Source organism: Kitasatospora sp. NPDC043949, from assembly GCF_056435365.1.
Genome location: NZ_JBWKEQ010000020.1, coordinates 1 through 20,522, shown reverse-complemented (window position 1 = coordinate 20,522; position 20,522 = coordinate 1). Strand labels below are relative to the sequence as shown.

Sequence of the window (20,522 nt, the reverse complement as noted above, 5' to 3'; positions counted from 1 at the left end):
ACCGTCCTGACCCAAGGCGGCAACGCCCCGCTGACCGCCGCGCGGGTGACTGTCGAGGTCACCGCGCCCAAGGCGCTGGACGTCTCCGGCCTGCTGCTGACCGACGCCGGAAAGGTGCGCTCGGACGACGACTTCGTCTTCTTCAACGCCCCGCACGGCCCCGGCGTCAGCCACCGCCCGGCCGCCGCCGGAGCGCCGGACGCGATCACCGTCGACACCCTGGCCGTCCCGGCCGGCATCACCAAGATCGTGGTGACCGCCAGCCCCGCCGACCAGTCCTCCACCTTCGCCGGGATGGAGCCGACCGCCACCGTCCGCGACGCCGACACCGGGCAGGCCCTGGTGACCTTCACCCCGCCTCAGCTGGGCCAGGAGACCGCGCTCATCGTGGTCGAGGTCTACCAGCGCGGCGGCGCCTGGAAGGTGCGCGCGGTCGGCCAGGGCTACGCCAACGGCCTGGCGGGCATCGCCACCGACTTCGGCGTCTCCGTCGACGACTCCCCGGCCGCGGCCCCGGCCGCCCAGGCCCAGGCCCCGGCCCCCGCCACTCCCCCCGCGGCCCCGCCCACCCCTCCGGCCGCTCCCCCGGCTCCCCCGGCTCCCGCGGCTCACCCGGCTCCCCCCGTCGACCCGCGGATCGCCCTCGCCGCCACTCCGCCCGCGCCCCCCGTGCCCCCGGTCGCCCCGCCGGCCCCGGCCGCCCCCGCCAAGGTCACCCTGGACAAGGGCCGGGTCAACCTGGTCAAGGGCAGTTCGGTCTCCCTGGTGAAGAACGGCCGCCCGTTCCTCTCCTCGGTCCGGATGGCGCTCGGCTGGGAGCCCGCCGGCCGCGGCCGCAGCGTCGACCTGGACGCCTCCTGCCTCGCCTTCGACGCCCGGCGCAAGAAGCTGGAGACGGCCTGGTTCATGAAGCTGACCGTCTTCAAGGGCGCGATCGCCCACTCCGGCGACAACCTCACCGGCGGCGGAGCCGGCGACGACGAGTCGATCACCGTCCATCTGGACGGCCTGCCGGCCGAGGTCACCGGCCTGGTCTTCGTCGTCAACTCCTTCTCCGGCCAGCGGTTCACCGAGGTCAAGAACGCCTACTGCCGCCTGCTGGACGCCCGGACGGAGGAGGAGCTGGTCCGCTTCGACCTCACCCACTCCGAGCCGCACACGGGCGTGGTGATGTGCAAGCTGGTCCGGCAGTCGTCCGGCGAGTGGGTGATGACCGCGCTCGGCGAGTACGTCGATGCCAAGACCGCCCGGGCGATGGTCGATCCGTCCGCCGCCCTGCTCTGAACCGTCTCGCCCCCACCCCGCTCCGCCCCACCCCTCACCGAGACCGCCCTGACGCCCAGGGCCGATCGGCCCAACGTCATGGCCGCACACGCGAATTCACCCTCCTGAGGGATCAAGTCGTCCACCCGCCGACTCGATTTACCTCTAGGGGGGTGAATCGCGCTCTCCCGCGCACTCGTTGAGGGAGAGACCGTGCCACGCTTCCTGTCCCGCCTCGCCGTCGCCGGCACCGCCGTCGCGCTCACCGCCGGCCTGATCACCCCGTCCGCCGCCCAGGCCGCCGCCGAGCCGTCCGGCCGCGTCCGGACGCTCGCCTGGGCCGCGCTCGGCGACTCCTACACGGCCGGCTTCGTCGAGGCCGCCGGCGCCGAGACCGAACCCCGCGACGGCTGCGCCCGCACCACCGGCTCCTACCCCGAGCTGATCCGCCGCGGCCTCGGCCCCCTGGTCGAACTGCGCAACGCCAGCTGTTCCGGCGCCACCGTCAAGGACGTCTACCAGACCAAGGAGGCCCCGCCCGGCCGCCCGCTCCCGCCGCTCGGGACCAACCCCGGCGCCCCCTTCCCACCGGTCCCGTCGCAGATCGACGCCGTCTCCCCGAGCGCCGACGTGATCACCGTCGAGATCGGCGGCAACACCCTCGGCTTCGCCGAGATCCTCAAGGGCTGCATCGAACTCGGCGCCGCGGTCCTCGGCCAGGGCACGCCCTGCAAGGACAAGTTCGACGCGAGCCTGCCCGACCGCTTCGACCAACTGCGCGGCGACTTCGACCAGATGCTCGGCGCCCTGCACGCCAAGGCCCCGTCCGCGCGACTGCTGGCCGTCGGCTACCCCCACCTCGTCCCCGAGGACGCCACCCGCTGCACCTACGGCGACCTGGAGCAGTTCGCCACCTTCACCACCGGCGACCTCGCCTGGGCGCGGACGGCCATCCTGGAGCCGCTCAACGCGATCATCGCCCAGCGGACCGCCGCCCGCGGCGACACCTTCGTCGACCTCTACCCCTCCACCACCGGCCACAGCGTGTGCGACCAGGACCACTGGCTGGACGGCGTGCTGACCAGCATCATCCCGCTGCGTTACGCCCTGGTGCACCCCAACGCCAAGGGCCAGGCCCACGCGGCCGCCCTGGTCGAGGACGCCGTCCTGAACTGACCGGCCGCACCGGAAGCGGCCGTACCCGGAAGCGGCCGAACCGGAAGCAGCCGCGCCGGAAGCAGCCGCGCCGGAAACGCCCGCGCATCGAGAACCGATCGAAAACCAGTGGCAGGCCCTCCCGTCGCGGATCATGCTGAGCGGATGCTCATCCGCGAAGCCACCCCCGAGGACTGGCCTGCCGTCTGGCCCTTCTTCCACACCGTCATCGCCGCCGGTGAGACGTTCCCCTACCCCCTCGACCTCTCCTCCGACCTCGGCCGGGAGTGGTGGATGCTCGCCGCACCCCATCGCACGGTGGTCGCGGTGGACGAGGCCGGCACGGTCGTCGGCACCGCCAACATGACCCGTAACCGCCCCGGCAACGGCGCGCACGTGGCCAGCGCCAGCTACCTGGTCGACCCGGCGCACCACGGCCGCGGCATCGGGCGGGCCCTGGTCGAGTACACCCTCGACTGGGCTCGCGCCAACGGCTACCGCGCCATGCAGTTCAATGCCGTGGTCGCCAACAACCACCACGCCGTGAAGCTCTACCGGTCCCTCGGCTTCGACATCGTCGGCACCGTCCCCGAAGGCTTCCGCCACCCCGTCGACGGCTACGTCGGCCTGCACGTCATGCACCGGGCACTGTAAGGGAGTTCGCTACTCCTCGATCGCCCCGCCGACCCGCCGCAGGTGCTGCCGGAAGCTGTACGACGGGTCGGCGGCGCGGCGCTCCAGGTACTCGTCGAAGGCGGTCTGCCGGCGCAGCGTGTCGCCGGAGGCGATCCGCCCGGCCTGCGCGCGCTCGGTCCCGGCGATCCCGGCGGCCGTATCCAGCACCTCCCCGGCCCGGTCGGCCGGGACGAACAGCACCCCGTCCGCGTCGCCGAACACCACGTCCCCGGCGCTCACCAGGTGCGGCCCGACCCGCGCCGTCACCGCCGCCACCCCCACCGGCGCCGCCCTGAGCCCCACCCCCAACCGCACACACGCATCCGCCACCAACGACGTCGACAACCCCGCGAACTCCTTCAGCATCCCCAACTCCTCCCGCCAAAAGCCCAGTTCACGCTGCCTCGACCCTAATCCGGGGTTCCGCCTCACCCCATTGAGTGATCGTCATCCATCCACCCGACGTGCCACTCCGAGCTCACCTATTCTGTTGGCGCGTCCAACCAATCGACCGCGAGCGGGCCCAGGTCAGCCTCTTCAGCAATCCCCACCGCGACGAGTACACCGAGGTGCACCTGGCAGCCTTCGGCGAACCGCTCGCCCTCCCCGCCCCGTTCGAGTTCGAGTTGGACACCAAGGACTTCCTCTAGAAGTCCCGGGAACGCGACAAACGGCCCGCACCCCCCTTCCACCGGGGGTGCGGGCCGTCGTCGTGCGGGTGCGCGCGGGTCAGCCGCGGGTGGCCATGGCGCGCAGGAAGAAGGTGAGGTTGGCCGGGCGCTCGGCGAGGCGGCGCATGAAGTAGCCGTACCACTCCTGGCCGTAGGGCAGGTACACGCGCATGGTGTTGCCCTCGCCGGCGAGGCGCAGCTGCTCCTCGGGGCGGATGCCGAACAGCATCTGGTACTCGAAGGAGTCGCGCTTGCGGCCGTTCCACTGGGCGAGCTGGCCGGCGATCTTGATCATGTTGGGGTCGTGCGAGGCGATCATCGGGTAGCCCTCGCCGGCCATCAGGACCTTGAGCGCGCGGACGTACGCGAGGTCGACCTCGTGCTTGCCCTGGAAGGCGACCGACTCGGGCTCCTTGTAGGCGCCCTTGCACAGGCGCACGCGCGAGCCGGGGCCGGAGAACTCGCGACAGTCGGCCTCGGTGCGGCGCAGGTAGGCCTGGAGCACGACGCCCAGCCAGGGGAAGTCCGCCCGCAGCTCGCGCGCGATGCCGAGGGTGGAGTCGGTGGTGGTGTGATCCTCCATGTCGAGGGTCACCGTGGTGCCGGCGTCGGCGGCGGCCTCGCAGATGCGGCGGGCGTTCTCCAGCGCGATCTTCTCGCCGTCCACCGGGAGGAACTGGCCGACGGCCGACAGCTTGACCGACACCTCGGCGCCGGCCGCGAGGCCGGTCTCCTTGAGCGCCTTGAGCAGGTGCTCGTAGGCCTCGGCGGTGCCGGCGGCCTGGGCGGCGTCCTGGGTGTCCTCGCCGAGGTGGTCCAGGGTGACCTTGCGGCCGGTGGCGATCAGGTCGTCGGTCGCGGTGACGGCGTCGTCGAGGACGTCACCGGCGACGAAGCGCTCGACTATCGCGTGGGTCGGCGGGAACTTCTCGACCACGGTGCGGACCTGCGGCGACCGGGAGGCCGCGAGAAGGGCGGAACGGAGCATCGTGACTCCTGGAGCTGGTGCTTCTAAGGGTGGCAGAAGGGGGGCCGGGGCGGCGGGCGGCGGGTATGTGACACCGCCGCCCCGGCGGGCGACGCCCGGCTGCGGGGCCGGGCGTCGCGGGTGACCGAGTGGTCAGGCGACCGGAGTGGTCAGGTGACCGGCGCGGCCACGTGACCTGGACGGTCAGGCGACCGGAACGGTCGGGAGGGGCACTCAGCCCATGTGCGGGTAGCGGTAGTCCGTCGGCGGGACGAAGGTCTCCTTGACCGAGCGGGTCGAGGTCCACCGCGCCAGGTTCTGCTTGGCACCGGCCTTGTCGTTGGTGCCGGAGGCCCGGCCGCCGCCGAAGGGCTGCTGGCCGACGACGGCGCCGGTCGGCTTGTCGTTGATGTAGAAGTTGCCGGCCGCGAAGCGCAGCTTGTGCATGGCGTCCTGGGCGGCCGCGCGGTCCTGGGCGATGATCGCGCCGGTCAGGCCGTAGGCGGAGGCCGACTCCATCTGGGCCAGCATCTCGTCGTACTTGTCGTCCTGGTAGACGTGCACGGCGAGGATCGGGCCGAAGTACTCCTCGCGGAAGTACTCGGACGCCGGGTCCTCGCAGACCAGGACGGTCGGGCGGACGAAGTAGCCGACCGAGTCGTCGTAGGTGCCGCCGGCCAGGACCTCGACCGCGGGGTCGGCCTGGGCGCGGTCGATGGCGGCCTTGTTCTTGGCGAAGGCACGGTCGTCGATGACGGCGGACATGAAGTTCGCCAGGTCGGTGACGTCGCCCATGGTGAGGCCCTCGACCTCGGCGGCGAACTCGTCCTTGAGACCGGCCCAGATCGAGGCCGGGACGTAGGCGCGGGAGAGCGCCGAGCACTTCTGACCCTGGAACTCGAAGGCGCCGCGGGTCATCGCGGTCTTCAGCACGGCCGGGTCGGCGGACGGGTGGGCGACCAGGAAGTCCTTGCCGCCGGTCTCGCCGACGATCCGCGGGTAGGTGCGGTAGCCGGCGATGTTCTCGCCGACGGAGCGCCACAGGTGCTGGAAGGTGGCGGTGGAGCCGGTGAAGTGGATGCCGGCCAGCGCCGGGTGCTTGAGCGCCACGGCGGAGACGTCCAGGCCGTCGCCGGTCACCATGTTGATGACGCCCTTGGGCAGGCCGGCCTCCTCCAGCAGCTGCATCAGCAGGTGCGCGGAGTACTGCTGGGTCGGGGACGGCTTCCAGAGCACCACGTTGCCCATCAGCGCGGGCGCGGTCGGCAGGTTGCCGGCGATCGCGGTGAAGTTGAACGGGGTGATCGCGTAGACGAAGCCCTCCAGCGGGCGGTGGTCGCTGCGGTTCCACACGCCGTCCGAGGAGATCGGCTGCTCGGCCATGATCTGGCGGGCGAAGTGCACGTTGAAGCGCAGGAAGTCGACCAGCTCGCAGGGCGTGTCGATCTCGGCCTGCTGGGCGGTCTTGGACTGGCCGAGCATGGTGGCGGCGGCCAGGGTCTCGCGCCAGGGGCCGGCCAGCAGGTCGGCGGCCTTGAGGAAGATCGCGGCGCGGGAGTCGAAGGAGAGCGCCTGCCAGGCCGGGGCCGCGGCCAGGGCAGTGTCGATGGCCTCCTGCGCGTCGGCCTGGGTGGCGTTGCGCAGGGTGCCGAGCCTCGCCGCGTGGTTGTGCGGCTGGACGACGTGGATCTCGGCGCCGCCGCCCATGCGGCGCTCACCGTTGATCGTCATGGTCAGCTGGACCGGCTCCTGGCCGCCCAGCTCCTTCAGCTTGGCCTCCAGACGGGCCCGTTCCGGGCTGCCCGGGGCGTAGCTGTGGACCGGCTCGTTCACCGGCGCGGGGACCTGGGTCACAGCGTCCATAGAGCGCACGCTCTCCTTCGTTGATGCGGGGGGATGCCGGCGCGGGTCGCACGTCGGCCACAGCACGAACGCTATTCCTGCCCCTGGGGCCACTTGATTGGCCGGAAGGCTAAATTCCCCCGTACGGCGTTGTCCGGCCCGACGAAGGGGTCACGGCGCAATCACGGCGCGGTCACGGCGCGCCGTTGCCGGCCCGTCGCGCCGGAGGCCACCGGGAGCACCGGCCGGTCCCAGTCGATCCGGTGGCCGTGCACCGGGCGGAGCATCTTCTCCGGGCTCAGGAAGGTCCGCATCGCGATCGGCGCGAGCAGCCGGAACAGCGCCCGGCCGACCGGCCCGGAGGACTTCTGGTTGTTGGTGCGCGCCGCGTCGGCCGCGATCTTCTCGACCCGGGGCCGGCGCAGCGCCTCGTAGGCGGCGAAGGCGGCGGTGTGGTCGGGCAGGTCCCGCAGGCAGCGGGCGAGTTCGACGGCGCTCTCGACGGCCAGCGAGACGCCCTGGCCGGAGCTGTTGGAGGGGGCGTGCGCGCAGTCGCCGACCAGCACCATCCGGCCGCGGTACCAGTGCGGGACGGACGGCATGATCTCCAGCCGCGGGAAGACCTCGACGGTGTCGGCGGCGGCCTCGCGCAGCACGTCCCGGGCGGGCAGGTCGTCGGCGTGCAGGTCGCGGACCCGGCGCAGCCACTGCTCCGGGCTGACGGCGCGGACCTGCTCGGCGGTCAGCTGATCGGGCTGCGGGATGTTGCTGAACCAGGCCGTCCCGGCGCCGTCCGGCAGCCCCCAGTAGCCGAAGAAGGCGCGGGCGCCGTTGGCGAAGTGCATGGTCTCGCCGTGTCCGGCCCGGCCGGGCAGCCGGTGCGGGCTGTAGCCGCCGACGCCGAGCAGGCCGGTGTACCGCGCACCGGGTGCGGCCGGGTCGATCAGGGTGCGGACGGTGGAGCGGGTGCCGTCGGTGCCGATCAGCAGGTCGCCGGTGGCGGTGTCGCCGTCGGCGAAGCGGGCGGTGATGCCGTCGGCGCCCTCCTCGGCGCCGACCAGCCGTTTGCCGTACCGGACTTCGATGCCGCTCTCGCGCAGCCGCCGCTGGAGCACCTCGTACAGTTCGGCGCGGCGCATGACCCGGCCGGGCGGCAGGTCGGGGAGGCCGGCGAACTCGGCCAGCACGCCGCCCCGGCCGTCCTCGATCAGCATCGGGCCGATCGGCTGCCCGATCGCGCCGACCTCCGCCCCGAGCCCGACGGTCGCCAGGGCGTCGAGCCCGTTGGGGGCGATCATGAAGGTGCCGCCGATGCCCTCGGCGGAGGACTCGTAGGCCTCGAAGACGACGGCTTCGACGCCGGCCTTGCGCCGGGCCAGTGCCGTCACCGGCCCGGCGATCCCGCCGCCGATGACGAGGGCCCTCTTCTCCCCGTTGCTCGTACTCATTCCAGGCTCCCGAAGATCTCGTGCCAGGTCCGGATGAACTCCGGCTCCTTGAGTCGACCGACGAGGTGCTCGACGAAGCGGCCCTCGGCCTCCAGCGCGCCGACCCGGTGCTCCTCCTCGATCAGGAAGATCCAGGCCACGCCGTCGTCCGAGGCCTTCCGCAGGGCCGCCCGGATGCCCGTCACCTCGGCGGCCAGCGCGGCCCGCCGCTGTTCCAGCAGTTCCACGGCCTCGGCCGGCGGGACCACCATGAGCAGCGACAGCGCGACCCCGAACGCGGGGTACTCGTGCTGCGGTTCGGCGACGAGTTCGCGCATCCAGTCGGTGAGCTCCGCCCGGCCCTCGGGGGTGACGGCGTAGACGGTGCGCTCCGGTCGCTGGGTGTCGCGGACGGTCTCCTGTTCGGCGACGAACCCGGCCTTCCGCAGTTGCTCCACGACCATGTACAGCGAGCTGCGGTTGTACTTGATGTTGCGGTCCTTGCCGTGCTCCTTGAGTCGGCGCCCCATCTCGTACGGGTGCATCGGCCCGGCCACGAGTTCGGCCAGGACCGCGAGGGCCAGCGGGTTCGACACCTTGCGTCGCTTCGCCACGAGACGTCCTCATCTCTTGGTCAGTACTGACTATCCAATCCCGAATAGTCAGAGTCAACTATTTACGAAAGCCGGGCCACGACTCTGTCCGCCCGGCTAAAATCAACCACACGGCATTGTCCGAGCGGATGAAGGAGGCCCGATGACGACCCCCGGCCTCCCCGCCACCCCCGGACTCCCGCCCGTCCCCGGACTCCCGCCCACCTCCGGCCTCCCGCTCCGCCGGCTGCTGATGTCCCTCGGCGAACCCCTGGTCGAACTCCAGGCCGCCCCGCAGGGCCTGGACGTCCCGGTCCGCGACGTCGCGATCCTCGACCCGGAGGACCCGCCGACCGCCGCCCCCGGCGAACTCGTCCTCGCGATCGGCGCCCGCGGCCGCGCCGCCCTCCCCGCCCTGCGCGCCGCCGGACGGGCCGGCGCCGCGGCGGTCGCGGTCAAACTGGACGGCCCCGGCCAGGCGGACGCACTGCGCGAGGCCGCCACCGAGGCGGGCGTCGCCCTGCTCTCGGTCCGCCGCGAGACCCGCTGGGAGCACCTCGACTCGCTGGCCCGCGCGATCATCGCCGGCCCGGACGCCCCGGACACCCCCGGCGCCCCCGAACCCAACGCGGGCGACCTCTTCTCCCTCGCGCAGACCGTCGCCGTGCTCACCAACGGCATCGTCTCGATCGAGGACACCTCCAGCCGGGTGCTGGCGTACTCCCGCTCCTCCGACTCGGACGAGGTCGACGACCTGCGCCGGCTCTCCATCCTCGGCTGGCAGGGCCCCGAGCCGTACCTGTCCAAGCTCCGCGAGTGGGGCATCTTCCAGCACCTGCGCACCTCAGACGCCCCGATCGCGGTCGAACCGCACCCCGAACTCGGCCTGCGCCGCCGCCTGGCGATCGGCATCCGGGCCGGGGCGCAGCCGCTCGGCACCATCTGGGTGCAGGAGGGGGCGCAGCCGCTGGCGCCGCTCGCCGATCAGGCCCTGGTCGGCGCCGCCCGGGTGGCCGCCGCCCAACTGGTGCGCCGCCGACGCGAGTTGTCCGCCGACACGCGACTCACCCGGACGCTGCTCACCGGCCTGCTGGAGGGCTCCACCGGCCCGCAGTCGCTCGCCACCCACCTGGGGCTGGACCTGCGGCGCCCGGCCACCGTGCTCGCCTACAGCGCGCACACCACCGAGGCGCTGCACCGCTCCGACGTCACCGGCCTGATCTCGGTGCACGCCGCCGCCCGACACCGCACCGCACTGCTCGCCCCGATCGAGTCCCGGGTGTACGTGCTGCTGCCCGAACTCCCGCCCGGCCTGCCGATGGCCACCGTGCGCGGCTGGGCGGACGAGGTGGTGGCGGCCGCCCGGGAGCACCTCGGCGTCCCGCTGCGCGCCGCGATCGGCTCGACCGTGGACGGCCTGGCCCAGGTGCCGGACTCCCGCGCGCAGGCGGACCGCATCCTGGACGCGATGGGCCGCGGCGGGGTGGACCTCGACGTGGCGGCGCTGATCGACGTCCAGGCCGAGGTGCTGGTCAGTGAGATGCTCGCGCTGCTCCAGGAGCGCTCCGGCCTGCGCGACCCCCGGCTCACCGCGCTCGCCGCGTACGACCGCCGGCACGGCACCCGGCTCGCCGAGTCGGTGCTGGCCTGGCTGGACGCGCTCGGCGAGGTCCGGGTCGCCGCGGACGCCCTGCACATCCACCCCAACACCCTGCGCTACCGGGTGCGCCGCGCCGAGCAGTTGACCGGCATCGACCTCGCCCAGCCGCAGCAGCGCCTGCTGGCGATGCTGCAACTGAGGCTGCCCGCGGACGAATGACCGCGGGCAGCCTCGACTCTCAGTGGCTCACTCGCCGTAGCCCTGGCCGCGCTTGTGCTCGTTCAGCCGGTGCCACGGGCCGGTGATGGCCAGCTGGATGCCCGGGGTCTGGATGTTGGCGAAGAGGGTCTTGCCGTCGTCCGAGAAGGTCACCCCGGTGAACTCGCTGAACTCCGGCTTCTCGGCGGTGCCGATGTTCAGCTCGTTGCGGGCGACGGAGTAGGTCAGCCCGTCCTCGGTGGCGCCGAACAGGTGCGACACGCCCTCGCCGTCCTCGGCGATCACGATGCCGCCGTACGGCGAGACGGTGATGTTGTCCGGGCCGTCGAAGTTGTCGTGGTCGCCCCAGACGTCGGTGTTGACGCCGAGCAGCACCTTCAGGGTGATGGTGCGGCGGGTCGGGTTGTAGAACCAGACCTGGCCGTCGTGCTGCACCGGGCTCTCCGAGCGGGCGAAGCTGGAGACGAAGTAGAAGCCGCCGTCACCCCACCACATGCCCTCCAGCTTGCGGGCGCGGGTGACCTCGCCGTCCTTGAACTGCTTGCGGACCGAGACGGTCCTGGCGTCGCGGTCCTGAACCTTGACCCAGTCCGCGCCGTAGGTGGTGCCGACCTTGGTGGCGCGGGAGAGGTCGTCGACGAACTTGCCCTGGGAGTCGAAGACCTTGAAGGCCTCCAGCACGCCCGCGTCGGCGGCCAGCTTGCGCAGCTGGTAGCGGCCGTGCTTGAAGCCGGCCGGCGGGGTCCAGCGGAACAGCAGGCCGTTGGGGTTCGAGGCGTCCTCGGTCAGGTAGACGTGGCCGCGCTTCGGGTCCACCACGACGGCCTCGTGCGCGTACCGGCCGAAGGCCTTCACCGGCTGCGGGTCGCGGTTGTAGTCGTCGTCGAACGGGTCGACCTCGAAGATGTACCCGTGGTCCTTGGTGAAGCCGTTCTTGCCGGCCTTGTCCTCGGTCTCCTCGCCGGACAGCCAGGTGCCCCACGGGGTCACGCCGCCCGCGCAGTTGGTGGAGGTGCCGGCGATGCCGACCCACTGCTCGACCGAGCCGTTCCGCTTGGCGTGCACGATGGTGCAGCCGCCGGCCGCGCCCGGGTCGTAGACGTGGCCCTCGGTCAGCGGCACCGGGTACGGCCAGTTGGCGCGGGCACCGGACAGCTCGTGGTTGACGACCAGCAGGTTGCCGCCGCGCTCGTCCTCGAAGGCGGAGGTGCCGTCGTGGTTGCTCGGGGTGAACTCGCCGGTGCGCAGCCGGGTGACGCCGGCGCGGTTGACGACCTTGTACGCGAAGCCCTTGGGCAGCGACAGCAGCCCGGCCGGGTCCTGCACCAGCGGGCCGTAGCCGACGGCGGCGCGCGCGGCACCGGTGTCACCCGTCGCGGACGCGGCCGGCAGCTCGCCGCCGGCCGGGGCGGCGATCGCGCCCGGAGCGCTGGCCAGCGCCTCCGCGCTGCCGGCGATCAGCACGCCGGCCCCGACGAGGGTGGAACGGTTGACGAAGTCCCGGCGGGACAGCGGCATGGCAGCAACTCCTGAGGAATCGGCCGCCGGACCGGGGGCGGGCCCGGTGCCCGGCGGGCGGGGCGTCGAGACGGGGCGTCGACGACCAGCAGACTCCGCCGCGGGGATGAACCCGGCATGAAGCCCACCTCACGCCCAGGCGGCCATTTGCCGACCGATGACCGACACATGACCTCCGCTTTGCCTAAGGCACCTGCCGGGGGTCACCCCGACCGCGTCGTCCGCCACTGCTCCCAGGCCGACAACCACAGCTGCTCGGCGAGCCGGTGCTCCTCCCAGACCTCCGGCCCGCCGCCCCGCCGCTCCCGCCAGAGCTGCTCCCAGGCCCGCTGCGCCGGCAGGCTCGCCACCTCGCTGGCGAACACCGTGTACCGGACGACCTCCTCGACGGCCGCCCCGCCCTCCGGCGTGCCGATCAGCCAATGCGTGTGCCGGGCAAGCCGGTTGAGGTGGTTGACCATCGCGGTCAGCGCCGTCACCGCCTCCTCCCGGGTCTCGGTGGCGAGCCGCATCTGCTGGCGCACCGCCACCTCCCAGCGCACCTCGTAGGCGTCCCCGCGCGGGCGCCGCGGCGTCCGCCCGGCCCGGACCTGCGCCTCGACGGCGGCGGACTCGGCGACGCTCTGCGCGATCAGCTCCCGGTGCGCCTCCAGCCCGACGGCGGGCGGCAGTTCGCGCTCCTCCACCGGGACCTGCCGGGCCCGCCGGGCGGCCAGCTCGCCCAGCAGCTCGGCCCGGCCGCGCAGGTACGGCTCGAAGTCCGCGATCCCGCCGAGCTCCACGCCGCCGGGCGGCACTCCGCGCCCGCACACCGTCACGGTCAGCCCGCCGATCCGCAGCCGCCCGGCCCAGACCGGTGCCGCCCCGTCGGCGGCCGACGCGCCCGGCCAGAGCACCGGCCGGTCCTCGTGCACCTCCACCGGGTACGGCTCGCCGTCCACCGTGATCCACTCGCGCAGCGCCCGCACCCGGCCCGGCCCGTCGCCCTCGTCGACCCCGAGGTGGTCGTAGACCCGGTCCCGTTCGTCCTCGACCACGTCCTCCAGCTCGGGCAGGTCCTCGCCGTGCTCCGCGCCCGGCCGGTAGGTGCGCACGCTGACGTACGGGCCGGCCACCGAGCTCCAGTCGCCGGACTGCACCTCGACCCAGGCGAGTTCGCCGCCGGAGGTCTCGAAGGCGGCCAGCGCCTCGCCCCAGCCGCCCGTCGCGCCGCCCCCGCGCGACAGCCCCGCGACGACGCCGTACACCGGGAAGTCGGCCGCGGCCACCGTCCGGCGGGAGAAGTCCTCCACCGCGGCGAGACGCTCCTCCCTGCTCCTCGGGTCCGGGACGCGCGCAGGGTCCGTCCGCCCGACGTTCCACTCCGGGGGCCTGCCGCCACTCTCCCGCATCATCCTGTGCCGCACCCCCGAGTCCTCGCGCCCGCACCGCCGACGCCACCTTAGTGCCCGGGACCTGCCGGGTCATCAGCTCGGGTACCGGGCACCGGCGCAGGCCGCGTCGGGACGCCCGGTCGCCAACGGGCACGGGCCGTGTCAGGAGGCGCGGTTGTCAGCCGCCCTCCCTACCCTGGCGGCATGACAGCAGACAGCAGCTTCCCGGCCCGGATCAGCATCGTCACCCTCGGGGTCTCCGACCTCGACCGCAGCGCCCGCTTCTACGAAGGCCTGGGCTGGCGGCGGTCCTCCGCCTCCAGCCCGGAGATCGTCTGGTTCCGCACCGCCGACTCGGCGCTCGGCCTCTTCCCCACCGAGGAGCTGGCCGCCGACGCGGGCGTGCCCGCCACCGGCGAGCCCGCCTTCCGCGGCGTCACCCTCGCGGTGAACCTGGAGTCCCCCGCGCTGGTGGACGCCGCGTTGAAGACGGCGGTCGAGGCCGGCGCCGTGGTGGTCAAGCCGCCGGTCCCGACCAGCTGGGGCGGCTACTCCGGCTACTTCGAGGACCCGGACGGCCACCTCTGGGAGCTGGCCCACAACCCGTTCTTCCCCTTCGCCGAGGACGGCTCCCTGGATCTCCCCTGACCCGCCCGCCCATCAGCCCGCCGAAGCCCCCCCCGTCGGCCCGTCAGCCCTTGGACCGCGCCTTGAAGGCCGCCTTGCGCGCCTCCTTGGCCACCGCCCGGTCCAGGTGCAGCTCCCCGACGGCCTCCAGGACGTCCGCCGTGTACGGGTGGTCGACCCGCCAGAGCTCGCCGAAGTAGGACGCCGGGTTGCCGGTCACCGGCAGGTCCGCGATCAGCTCGCGCAGCAGCTCGGCGTCGCCGCCGCTGTCCAGCAGCTGGGCGGCGAAGGTGTCGACCACCGTCCACAGCGCCATCGTCCGCTCCGGCACCGGCACGTCCGTCGCTCCCTTCGAGGTCAGCCAGGCCCGGGCGGCGCCGCCCAGCTCGGGGTCGTCCAGTACGTCGCGCACGGCCGGCTCGGCGGCCGTGCCCAGCATGTTCAGCGCCGAGACGCCGAGCATCCGCCGCATCGGGGCGTACGCGTCGTCGCCGCGCGCCGCCGCCAGCAGCTCGCGCGCCGCCGCCACCGGCTCCCGGCCGGTGATCCAGACCCGCAGCTCCTCGTCCGGCAGCACGTTGGCGGCCTCGCACACCGCGCGCAGCAGCTCGGCCGCGTCGCCCTGGGCCAGCTCGCCGACCAGCGGCGCGTCGTAGCCATCCTCCAGCAGCCACTGCCGGATGCCGTACTGGCCGAGCGGGGTGAGCCGGACGAGACCGAAGCGCGCCGACTCCTCCTCGTCCAGCGGCGCCTCGCCGACGAGGGCGGGCTCCTCGCCCTCCGGGCCCTCCTCCTCGTCGAACAGCTCCGGGTCGATCGGCCGGTACTCCAGCAGGCCCAGCTCGGCCAGGTCGCCCAGCATCGGGTCCAGTGCGACCATCACATCGGTGATGTCGCCCAGCAGCTCCTCGCTCGGCTCCTCGCCCTCCGGCACCACCAGCAGCGCGGCCAGCACGCCCAGCGGCACGGTCTCGTTGCCCGGATCGGCGAAGGCGGTGGTCTCGTACAGCACCTGCAACGCCTCGTCCAGCAGCTCGGCGGCGGCGTCCCGGGCCTCCTCGACCTCGCTCAGGGCGTCCTCGTCCTCCTCCCCGGCCTCGCCGGCCTCCCCGCCCTCGGCGGCCCGCGCGGCCTCCTCCTCCGGCAGCGAGTCGGCCTCCACGGCCAGCTCCCGGACGATCCCGGCGGCGGTCAGCCACAGCTCCAGGACGGTCTCCGGGTCACCCTCCTCGGCGGGCTCCAGATCCGGGCCCGGCACGGCGACGTGCTCACCAGCCGCCGTCGTCCCGATCTCCACCAGGTCCAGGTCGCAGGCCAGCGACCAGGCCCGCATCGCCTCGACCTCCGCCTCCTCCGGCACCTCCCCCTCGGCGGGGGCCAGGCCCAGCAGCTGCGCCGCGGGAGCCCGGTCCTCCTCCACCAGGTCGCCGAACTCGTCCACCACCCGGTGCGGGGCGGCCCAGCGGGCCAGCGCCAGCGCGTACCCGAACATCGGCACGGCCTTCGCCAGGGCGGCCAGCTCCTCCTCGGCGGGCAGCTTCACCGGCGGTACCAGGACCGCCGCGTCGTCCAGGTCCTCGTCGTCCAGCCCGTGCGCGGCGAACGCCCCGTAGAGGTCCTGGAGCTCCAGGTCGGCGGGCAGAACCGGCTCGGCCGCACTCTCCCCCGGCGAAGCCCCGGCGTTCTTCCGACGTCGTCCGGCCATCGTTGTGCGTTCTCCCTCAGCCAGCGGTCCGCCTATCAGCTCAGCGTCCCGATCCACCACCTCAGCGTATAGGCCGGGCACCCCCGATGCCCGGCCTCAAGGGGCGCGCGCCGCAACCGTGCGCCCACCCTTTATCCTTCGCATTGGCACCGTGCACACCCCGCGCGGGCCACCGGGCAATGAAGCCCTTCGCCCTCCCCGCCCGACACCGGGCAGGAGGGGCCCACTCAGCTCACCCGCTCCACCAGGGAGCCCCGCACCGCGGCCACCACCACAGCGCCTCAGGACGGGCGCGCCGGCACACCCCGCCGACCCGGTGGTGCCCTGCCACAGGAGATCCCTTACATGGCGGACCTCTCCCCCGCCGGCTCCGGCCTGCGCACCGCGCAGCTCGACGGACGCCGACTCTCGGAGGCCCTGCTTCCCCTGGAGCTCGCGCCCCGCGCCCAGCTCCAGCTCGCCGCGGTCAGCCGCTGGAACGCGCTGCGCGGTGTCCGCGTCGGCCTCGTCGCCGCCGCCCTGCTGCTGATGCTGATCGGTGCCAACCTGGCGACGCCGATCTACCCGCTCCTCCAGCAGCGCCTCGGCCTCGGCCCGCTCGACACCACGATCCTCTTCACGATCTACGTGTTCGCGCTGGTCCCCGTACTCGCCGTGGTCGGCCACTGGTCCGACCACCTCGGCCGCCGCGCCCTGATCCTGCCCGCCGTCGCCCTGGCCGCCGCCGGCGACGTCGTGTTCGCCACCTCGGGCAGCTTCTGGCAGCTCGCCGCCGGCCGGGCCGTCCAGGGCATCGCCGTCGGCCTCTCCACCGGCGCCGCCGGGGCCGCCCTCGGCGACCTGCTGCCCGACCACCCGACGCTCGCCGCCAAGCTCACCCTGGCCTGTTCCGCCGGCGGCGTCGCGCTCGGCCCGGTGGTCGGCGCCCTGCTCGCCAACGGCGCGGACCCGCTGCTGACGCCCTTCCTGCTGCACGCCATCGCCCTGCTGGCACTCTGCGTGCCGCTGGCCCTCGTCCACCCGCGGATGCCCGGCCGCAACCGCCCGCCGACCACCCCGCCCCGCATCACCACCCCGGCCCACCTGCGCCCGCGCCGACTCGCCCTGCCGGTCGCCGGCCGCCGCGAGTTCCTGCTCGCCGCCTCGGCCGGCTTCATCTCGTACGCGGTGTTCGGCGTCTACCTGGCGCTCGCCCCGGCCTTCTCCGCCAAGCTGCTGCACACCTCCTCGCACCTGACCGGCGCGATCGTGGCCGCCCTGCTGCTCGGCTCCTCCGCGCTGGCCCAGTTGGTCGTCCCGCCGACCTCCGACCGTCTGGTGATCGCCCTCGGCATGACCGGCCTGGCCGCCGGCCTGGCCCTGGTCGTCGCCGCCCAGTACACCGGCACGCCCGCCCTGCTCTTCATCGGCAGCATCCTCGGCGGCGCCTGCCAGGGCATCGCCTTCCGCTCCCTGTTCACCAGCGCGGCCGCCGCGATGGACCCGGAGCGCCGCGGTTCCGAGCTCTCCGCCCTCTGGGTCATCGTCTACCTCGGCAGTTCCCTCCCCATCGTGATCGTCGGCGCCCTGGTCCAGCACTACGGCCTCCTCCCCGCCGTCAGCGGCTTCGCCGCCGTCGCCGCCCTCCTCTGCGCGGCCCTGGCCCTCGCCGTGGCCCGCAAACCCAGGCAGTCCTGACCTACCGCAGCCAAAAACGCCGCCGCCCGGGACCGAAGTCCCGGGCGGCAGCGCATTCACCCCGGCCTACGTCCAGGGCTTCCATTTGCCGGTGCCGATCTCAATGTCAAAGGGCTTCGGCAATCGGACGGCTTCTCCGAACTTCCACTCCCCCAACACCTCGTACGCCCCCTCACTCCGGTCCGGCTCGCCGAACAGCGTGACACCGGGCTGCCGCGGATCCCGGTCCACCAGCAGGTAGTACGGCACCCCGGTCCGCGCATACCCGCTCCATTTGGTGGGCTTACCGAATACCGGGCGCCGGTCATTGTGTGCGCTGGGATGCGCGGTGACCTCAGCCACCAAGCTGATCTCGCTTGGACTGAGGTATCGATCCTCTGCCCTTGCCAACAGATCCACCTCAGCGGTTACCACAATGAGGTCGGAGCAGTAGCCATCTCCGATCTCCGCGAGATCGACGCCGACATGCTGCACCACCTGCCACGGGAAACCTTCACCCCCGAGTTCGGCGCGGAACAGCCATTCATGAATGTCCCTGAGCATCAGGGCGTGGTTCACCGGCGGATATGGCGTCACAACGAACTCCCCACCGATTACCTCAACCCGCAGCACTTCGGGCAGCCCCAGCTGTTCATCGAGCTCGCCCCGAACCCAGAGCGCGTAGGGCGATTCGGGCAAGGTCCACTGCCCGAACGCAACAAAAGGCGACATAGCCCCACCTTTGCTGCCCGCTGGCACACATACCGCTGCCACACAAACCTTTCCCTCGAAGGGGAGGTTTGCGCGGCACCAGGTTGACGAAGGCCCGTCCATCAGACGGGTTGAAGCGTGTCCGCCCACCCCTGGGAACGGGTACCTTCCGAGTACGGCCGTGTACCCGGAAGGGGACCAGGATGACGCAGTGGACCGACTACACCACGGGCGAGCGCATCAAGCTGCTACGCGGGCCGGACATGACACAGGAACAGCTTGCCGAAGCATCTGGCCTGTCGGTGGCGACGATCCGCAAGGCGGAACGCAACCTCGGCGGCAGCCTCCAGACGCTACTGCGGATCTCGACCGCGCTGCACGCCGACATCTCGGTGATCCTCGGCCAACAGGCCCCCCGCCGCGCGATGCACGGTGCCGACCGGGCGATGATGCGTGAGCTGTCCCGCGCCGTTCACGACACCGCCGCCGGGGTCGGCGTCGATGTGCAACCCCCGCCCCCGGCCGAACTCGCGGCCGGGCTCGCCTCCGCATGGAAGACCTACCGCTCCGGCGACTTCGTGGGCGCCGGAGTGCGCGTCGCCCCGGCGCTACGCGAAGCCGCCGCCTCGCTGAAAGCCGCTCCGGTCGACCAGGGGAGCGCGGCGGCGGGCATCCTCGCCGACGCCTACCGGCTCGCCGCCTACGTGGCGAACCAGTTCGGCGCCCGCGATCTCGCGTACGCCGGGATCGGGCATGCGCAGCACCAGGCCGACCGCGGCGGGGATACCGTCCGCTCGGCCATGGTCGCATCCGGCCGGTCGTGGATCTACCTGCGGGATGCCCGGCTCGACCAGGCGGAGGAGACCGCCCGCATGTCGTACGAATCCATCGAGCCCAGGTACGGGGACAGGGATCTCGTAATGCTCGCCACCTACGGATGGCACGTGACCTTCGCGGCCGTCGTCGCCGCCCGCCAAGGAGACGTGGACGGCGCCGACGACCTGCTGTCGCAGGGGCATGCGGTCGCGGCTCGGATGGGCCGGGATGTCATGGTGAACGGCACGGCGTTCGGGCCCGCGACGGTCACCGCACAGGCGATCGGCATCTCCGTCTCGACCAGTCGGCCGGGGAGGGCACTCGGCCTGTTCGATTCGATCGCCGACATGAGCTCGCTCACCCCGTCGGCGCGCAACCGGATGATGCTGGACGTGGCGCTCGCACAAGCCGAGACCCGGCAGTCCGACACCGCCCTGGACACCCTGCTTGAGGTGTGCTCGGCCGCCCCTGGTTGGGCTCGTCATCAGGGATTGCCCGGGGTGATCGCGCAGAAGGCGAGCGCGGGCAGCGCAACTACGGCCAAGCTACGCAAGCTCTCATCGATCCTCGGAACATCCGTGATCATCAACTGAGGAGTGATACGCGGCGTATCACCCGGCGCCGGTACGACTTCGGGAAGTGATACACGCCGTCCGTTCACGGACGGTGAGAACTCCGCGACATTGGGCACATGTTGACGCTCCATCACCAGCACCTTGCGCTCGCCCACGTTCCGTCGAGCCTGGCGACCCTGCGGCTGCCCTACACCCCGGCATCGGCCCTCGCTGCCCGCCGCATGGTCCGCGCCAAGCTCACCGAGTGGAACCTGCCCCACCTGGCCGACGACGCCGAGCTGATCGTCACGGAGCTGGTCTCCAACGCCGCCAAGACCGGTTGCCTGACCGCCATGCGGGTCAGTATCACGCGGGTGACCAACCGGGCAGGCCAGGCCGTACGGATCTCCGTCCGAGACGGCTCCCGCGCCCTGCCGGTCCTGATCGGCGCCGCCCACGACGCGGAGTGCGGCCGCGGCCTGGCCCTGGTCGACCGCCTGTCCGTCGCCTGGGGCGTCGACTTGGACTCGCTCGGCAAGACGATGCGGGCCGACATCGCCGCGGACCGAGCATGAACCCCCGGCACCGGGGCGCGCACCGCGACCCTGTGGGCGACGTGCTCACCGGGCTGTGGGTACTCGGCCACGCCGTCGTTCTCGCTCTCTTGTCGGCTTGATCCAGCACCACGTCCAGGCGGGCCCCATGGACCGGACCGAACCCTCGGAGTCGATTCTCGACACGCCATCGCCTGCCTGATCCCTTTACTCCTGCCCCGGCATCAACGGCACCCCGGCCCAGGGCGGGGCCAGGCGACTCCGGGTGAACCCCGACAGCCGGAGCCGCCCCTCTTCGCCGGCCTTGGCGACCCGCCGGGCCGGGAACCCCATCGCACCGAAGGGAGATTCGCCGTGCCGCAAACGGCCGTGCCGATCTTGGAGGCCCCTCAGCCTCCGCCGCCCCCACCGCCTCCGCCCCCGGCACCACCAGGTCCGCCGAAGCCGCCGTACCCGGGCCGGTAGCCCGATCCGGCCCGGGGGGGGGGGGGAGGGGGGGGGGGGGGAGGGGGGAGGGCTCCCCTCTCCACGAGGGTTTGGGGTGGCCCTGGGGAGGGGGGGGCCTTTCTCCCCCGGCACAGCACCACCATTTCTCT

General features: G+C 72.8%; 18 protein-coding genes. 9 read left to right on the top strand and 9 right to left on the bottom strand.

The annotated features are described in order from the left end of the window. Nucleotides 1-6: 6 nt before the first annotated feature. The 3 genes from AC07AL_RS18315 to AC07AL_RS18305 all read left to right on the top strand — a co-directional run bounded on the left by AC07AL_RS18315 (nucleotide 7) and on the right by AC07AL_RS18305 (nucleotide 3,072). On the top strand, nucleotides 7-1,284 hold the full coding sequence (locus tag AC07AL_RS18315; RefSeq protein ID WP_400807619.1) for a TerD family protein: 1,278 nt from the start codon (nucleotides 7-9) through the stop codon (nucleotides 1,282-1,284). Between the two features lie 192 nt (nucleotides 1,285-1,476). Next, entirely contained in the window at nucleotides 1,477-2,439 is a 963-nt protein-coding gene (locus AC07AL_RS18310; protein ID WP_478317799.1) for an SGNH/GDSL hydrolase family protein, read from the top strand. A 144-nt stretch (nucleotides 2,440-2,583) separates the two neighbouring features. Further along, nucleotides 2,584-3,072 carry a GNAT family N-acetyltransferase gene (locus AC07AL_RS18305; RefSeq protein ID WP_400807481.1) on the top strand — a complete coding sequence of 163 codons (489 nt, stop codon included), beginning with the start codon at nucleotides 2,584-2,586 and terminating at the stop codon, nucleotides 3,070-3,072. A gap of 9 nt (nucleotides 3,073-3,081) precedes the next feature. On the opposite strand, the gene AC07AL_RS18300 is transcribed toward AC07AL_RS18305, so the two are convergent. Then, a complete protein-coding gene (locus AC07AL_RS18300) occupies nucleotides 3,082-3,459 on the bottom strand; it encodes a hypothetical protein (protein WP_478317798.1) in 378 nt (125 codons plus the stop codon). 98 nt (nucleotides 3,460-3,557) lie between these two features. Between AC07AL_RS18300 and AC07AL_RS18295 the strand changes: the two genes are divergently transcribed. Then, nucleotides 3,558-3,743, top strand: a complete 186-nt coding sequence (locus AC07AL_RS18295) for a hypothetical protein (protein ID WP_363580485.1) — start codon at nucleotides 3,558-3,560, stop codon at nucleotides 3,741-3,743. Nucleotides 3,744-3,822: 79 nt separating this feature from the next. Here the strand turns inward: AC07AL_RS18295 and AC07AL_RS18290 are convergent, their stop codons facing one another. The 4 genes from AC07AL_RS18290 to AC07AL_RS18275 all read right to left on the bottom strand — a co-directional run bounded on the left by AC07AL_RS18290 (nucleotide 3,823) and on the right by AC07AL_RS18275 (nucleotide 8,614). Continuing rightward, complete coding sequence (locus AC07AL_RS18290) at nucleotides 3,823-4,752, bottom strand: proline dehydrogenase family protein (RefSeq protein WP_363580483.1); 930 nt, start codon at nucleotides 4,750-4,752, stop codon at nucleotides 3,823-3,825. 213 nt (nucleotides 4,753-4,965) lie between these two features. Further along, nucleotides 4,966-6,594, bottom strand: a complete 1,629-nt coding sequence (gene pruA / locus AC07AL_RS18285; protein ID WP_363580481.1) for an L-glutamate gamma-semialdehyde dehydrogenase — start codon at nucleotides 6,592-6,594, stop codon at nucleotides 4,966-4,968. A 161-nt stretch (nucleotides 6,595-6,755) separates the two neighbouring features. Continuing rightward, the gene (locus tag AC07AL_RS18280; protein ID WP_478317797.1) at nucleotides 6,756-8,021 is read right to left on the bottom strand and encodes an FAD-dependent oxidoreductase; all 1,266 of its coding nucleotides are present in this window, start codon (nucleotides 8,019-8,021) and stop codon (nucleotides 6,756-6,758) included. Beyond that, nucleotides 8,018-8,614 (bottom strand): PadR family transcriptional regulator, encoded by a 597-nt coding sequence (locus AC07AL_RS18275; protein ID WP_363580477.1) that lies wholly within the window; start codon nucleotides 8,612-8,614, stop codon nucleotides 8,018-8,020. The genes AC07AL_RS18280 and AC07AL_RS18275 overlap by 4 nt, the downstream gene beginning before the upstream one ends. A gap of 142 nt (nucleotides 8,615-8,756) precedes the next feature. Here AC07AL_RS18275 and AC07AL_RS18270 point away from each other — a divergent pair, with 142 nt between their 5' ends. Beyond that, entirely contained in the window at nucleotides 8,757-10,412 is a 1,656-nt protein-coding gene (locus AC07AL_RS18270) for a PucR family transcriptional regulator (protein ID WP_363580475.1), read from the top strand. Nucleotides 10,413-10,439: 27 nt separating this feature from the next. On the opposite strand, the gene AC07AL_RS18265 is transcribed toward AC07AL_RS18270, so the two are convergent. Together AC07AL_RS18265 and AC07AL_RS18260 are read right to left on the bottom strand one after the other, a co-directional pair. After that, nucleotides 10,440-11,930: an alkaline phosphatase PhoX gene (locus AC07AL_RS18265; protein ID WP_363580473.1), complete on the bottom strand. Its 1,491-nt coding sequence runs from the start codon at nucleotides 11,928-11,930 to the stop codon at nucleotides 10,440-10,442. A gap of 203 nt (nucleotides 11,931-12,133) precedes the next feature. Next, a complete protein-coding gene (locus AC07AL_RS18260) occupies nucleotides 12,134-13,222 on the bottom strand; it encodes a hypothetical protein (protein ID WP_400843996.1) in 1,089 nt (362 codons plus the stop codon). Between the two features lie 285 nt (nucleotides 13,223-13,507). Here AC07AL_RS18260 and AC07AL_RS18255 point away from each other — a divergent pair, with 285 nt between their 5' ends. Next, on the top strand, nucleotides 13,508-13,951 hold the full coding sequence (locus AC07AL_RS18255; RefSeq protein ID WP_363618678.1) for a VOC family protein: 444 nt from the start codon (nucleotides 13,508-13,510) through the stop codon (nucleotides 13,949-13,951). 43 nt (nucleotides 13,952-13,994) lie between these two features. Here the strand turns inward: AC07AL_RS18255 and AC07AL_RS18250 are convergent, their stop codons facing one another. Then, on the bottom strand, nucleotides 13,995-15,635 hold the full coding sequence (locus tag AC07AL_RS18250; protein ID WP_478317796.1) for a hypothetical protein: 1,641 nt from the start codon (nucleotides 15,633-15,635) through the stop codon (nucleotides 13,995-13,997). Between the two features lie 345 nt (nucleotides 15,636-15,980). Between AC07AL_RS18250 and AC07AL_RS18245 the strand changes: the two genes are divergently transcribed. Then, nucleotides 15,981-17,312 (top strand): MFS transporter, encoded by a 1,332-nt coding sequence (locus AC07AL_RS18245; RefSeq protein WP_363618682.1) that lies wholly within the window; start codon nucleotides 15,981-15,983, stop codon nucleotides 17,310-17,312. A 66-nt stretch (nucleotides 17,313-17,378) separates the two neighbouring features. On the opposite strand, the gene AC07AL_RS18240 is transcribed toward AC07AL_RS18245, so the two are convergent. After that, nucleotides 17,379-18,023: a Uma2 family endonuclease gene (locus tag AC07AL_RS18240; protein WP_363627944.1), complete on the bottom strand. Its 645-nt coding sequence runs from the start codon at nucleotides 18,021-18,023 to the stop codon at nucleotides 17,379-17,381. A gap of 182 nt (nucleotides 18,024-18,205) precedes the next feature. Between AC07AL_RS18240 and AC07AL_RS18235 the strand changes: the two genes are divergently transcribed. Together AC07AL_RS18235 and AC07AL_RS18230 are read left to right on the top strand one after the other, a co-directional pair. After that, nucleotides 18,206-19,411, top strand: a complete 1,206-nt coding sequence (locus AC07AL_RS18235) for a helix-turn-helix domain-containing protein (RefSeq protein ID WP_363618686.1) — start codon at nucleotides 18,206-18,208, stop codon at nucleotides 19,409-19,411. Nucleotides 19,412-19,509: 98 nt separating this feature from the next. Then, complete coding sequence (locus AC07AL_RS18230) at nucleotides 19,510-19,947, top strand: ATP-binding protein (protein ID WP_363627945.1); 438 nt, start codon at nucleotides 19,510-19,512, stop codon at nucleotides 19,945-19,947. Nucleotides 19,948-20,522: the final 575 nt, after the last annotated feature.

Excerpts from the sequence above, each read along its gene's own strand:
- AC07AL_RS18305 (WP_400807481.1), top strand. The coding sequence starts at position 2,584 with ATGCTCATCCGCGAAGCCACCCCCGAGGACTGGCCTGCCGTCTGGCCC.
- AC07AL_RS18300 (WP_478317798.1), bottom strand. The coding sequence starts at position 3,459 with ATGCTGAAGGAGTTCGCGGGGTTGTCGACGTCGTTGGTGGCGGATGCG.
- AC07AL_RS18290 (WP_363580483.1), bottom strand. The coding sequence starts at position 4,752 with ATGCTCCGTTCCGCCCTTCTCGCGGCCTCCCGGTCGCCGCAGGTCCGC.
- pruA (WP_363580481.1), bottom strand. The coding sequence starts at position 6,594 with ATGGACGCTGTGACCCAGGTCCCCGCGCCGGTGAACGAGCCGGTCCAC.
- AC07AL_RS18280 (WP_478317797.1), bottom strand. The coding sequence starts at position 8,021 with ATGAGTACGAGCAACGGGGAGAAGAGGGCCCTCGTCATCGGCGGCGGG.
- AC07AL_RS18270 (WP_363580475.1), top strand. The coding sequence starts at position 8,757 with ATGACGACCCCCGGCCTCCCCGCCACCCCCGGACTCCCGCCCGTCCCC.
- AC07AL_RS18265 (WP_363580473.1), bottom strand. The coding sequence starts at position 11,930 with ATGCCGCTGTCCCGCCGGGACTTCGTCAACCGTTCCACCCTCGTCGGG.
- AC07AL_RS18255 (WP_363618678.1), top strand. The coding sequence starts at position 13,508 with ATGACAGCAGACAGCAGCTTCCCGGCCCGGATCAGCATCGTCACCCTC.
- AC07AL_RS18250 (WP_478317796.1), bottom strand. The coding sequence starts at position 15,635 with ATGGCCGGACGACGTCGGAAGAACGCCGGGGCTTCGCCGGGGGAGAGT.
- AC07AL_RS18245 (WP_363618682.1), top strand. The coding sequence starts at position 15,981 with ATGGCGGACCTCTCCCCCGCCGGCTCCGGCCTGCGCACCGCGCAGCTC.
- AC07AL_RS18240 (WP_363627944.1), bottom strand. The coding sequence starts at position 18,023 with ATGTCGCCTTTTGTTGCGTTCGGGCAGTGGACCTTGCCCGAATCGCCC.
- AC07AL_RS18235 (WP_363618686.1), top strand. The coding sequence starts at position 18,206 with ATGACGCAGTGGACCGACTACACCACGGGCGAGCGCATCAAGCTGCTA.
- AC07AL_RS18230 (WP_363627945.1), top strand. The coding sequence starts at position 19,510 with ATGTTGACGCTCCATCACCAGCACCTTGCGCTCGCCCACGTTCCGTCG.